2 protein-coding genes are annotated in these 1,985 nt (G+C 68.7%); one reads left to right on the forward strand and one right to left on the reverse strand.

Annotation, left to right across the window (positions count from 1 at the left end; translation table 11 throughout):
- Nucleotides 1-229: 229 nt before the first annotated feature.
- Nucleotides 230-1,588, reverse strand: coding sequence for a TAXI family TRAP transporter solute-binding subunit (locus AC1D01_RS32240; RefSeq protein WP_477873577.1), 1,359 nt, complete (start codon nt 1,586-1,588; stop codon nt 230-232).
- A gap of 109 nt (nt 1,589-1,697) precedes the next feature.
- On the opposite strand from AC1D01_RS32240, the gene AC1D01_RS32245 reads away from it, so the two are divergent.
- Nucleotides 1,698-1,985, forward strand: a 288-nt coding sequence (locus AC1D01_RS32245) for a response regulator (protein ID WP_477873578.1), incomplete at its 3' end; no start/stop codon positions are given.

Genomic DNA, 1,985 nt, shown 5'->3' on the forward strand with positions numbered 1-1,985 from the left:
CGGGGCGCCGGAGCTGGCTGGTTTCATGGCCCGCGTGCGCAGCACGCTTCGTGAACTGACTGTCGCCCACTGTTTGACCACAACGAACGAAGTGAGTGACGGGAGTTTGGGCGACGGGCCATGAAACCAGTCAGCGGAGGGGAGTCAACGCGCCCCCGGGCGCGTTGACCGCACCGGCCGGCGAGCCACAGCCTCCCCACCCGCGCCTTTGCACCCAAACAACCGAAATTCAGCCAGTAGGATCCTGCCCCGCCTCATCCAACCTCCTCCGAACCATGTTGATGTGGCTGCGCAGCGAGTACAGCTCGTCCGCATAGCTCAACGGCACCGTCACGTTGCCGACCCGCGTTTCGATCTTGTCCAGCTCCGAGCGCAGCTCGTCGTTCGGCCGCACGCCCTGGCCGTCCTCCACCGCCCGCAGCTGCCCATACCAGCGGAAGATGCGCGAGCGGATGCGGAACTGGTACAGCGGTGGCACCACGCGCGACAGCGGGATCAGGATCGCGACGATCGACACCAGCACCACCCACATGCGGTCGATCAGGTTGGCCAGCCAGAACGGCAGGTAGCGCTGCAGCAGCGGCGAACCGCTGGTGTAGAAGCGCTGCGCCTCCGGCGCCAGCGGCCGCTCGGTGCCGCGCGCGTTCGGAAAATCGCCCTTGCGCTGGAACCAGCCCGCCGGCCCGTGGATCTTCGCCGCCGCCTGCACGAACAACTGGATCAGCGCCGGGTGCAGATCCTCGCGCGCCACCAGCGTCGCGGTCGGCGCGATCAGCCGCACGTCGTTCGGCGGCACGTCGCCCGCCAGGTCGACCACGCCGCGCGGCAGCGTCACCGGCGTCAGGAAGGCGAAGCGCCGCGAATACGCATCGGCCTGCGCAAAGTCGAACAGCTTCACCCCCGGCGTCTGCAGCAGCATCTGCACCATCAGCGCCTCGGGCGCCGACGCGAACACGATCGCATCGATGTCGCCCGCCAGGAACTTCACGACCGCGTCGGTCTGCTCCTCGCGCGACACCGTCATCGACGCGGGGTCGATGCGGTTGGCATCGAGCAGCTTGCGCATCAGGTTCGGCGCACCGCTGCCGCGCGCACCGATATCCACCTTCCAGCCCTGCAGCTGCGCCAGGCTGGCCAGCGGCACGCCCTTCAGCAGCCGCTGCGCCGAATCCTCGCGGTAGAACAGCCACACCGGCTCGAAGAACAGGCTGCCCAGCGAATTCAGGTCTTCGTCCGCCAGCGCATTGGCCTCGGCGTTCTTGCGCGATTCGCCGGCCCCGCCCTGCGTGAACGCGATGTCCACGCCCGAATTCGGGTCGCGCAGCAGCTTCAGGTTCTCGGCCGCGCCATGGGTGGTGCGCAGCTCCACCTGGATGCCGTACCCTTTCAGGTACTCCGCATAGCGCTTGCCGAACTCGGCGTACGCCCCTTGCTCGACCCCGGTGGCCAGCACCACCTTGCGCGGCGGCGTCGGGTCGAGGAACCAGTAGGCGACCACCAGCAGGACGATGGTCAGGAAGATGAACGGGCCGGCGGTGGCCAGCACGTCGCGGAACGACAGCAGCGTGTTGCGAAGGACTTTGGGCATGACGCCTCGAGGCAGAGAAGGGGGTTTCATGGGCAGCCGGAACAATAGCGCCTGATCGGCCCGGCCGCGCTCGCGGTATGCTTTTTCTTGTGACTGACCTGGACCCGTGATGCGACTGCTGCTGGTGGAAGACGACCCGATGATCGGCGAGAGCCTGCGCAACGCGTTGCGGCTCGAAGGCTTCGCCGTCGACTGGGTGCGCGATGCGGCGGCCGCCGATGGCACGCTGGCCAGCGAGCGCTTCGACCTGGTGCTGCTCGACCTGGGCCTGCCGCCGGGGCGCGTTCCGCAGGGCACGCAGCACGCCGAGGCCGACGCCGGCGCGGGTGGCCTGGGCGTGCTGCGCGCCCTGCGCGCCCGCCACGACAGCACGCCGGTCATCGTGCTGACCGCCCGC

The sequence above is a fragment of the Rhizobacter sp. P3_B12 genome (assembly GCF_056402895.1).

Coding starts and splice junctions, on each gene's coding strand:
- AC1D01_RS32240 (WP_477873577.1), bottom strand. CDS start 1,588: ATGCCCAAAGTCCTTCGCAACACGCTGCTGTCGTTCCGCGACGTGCTG.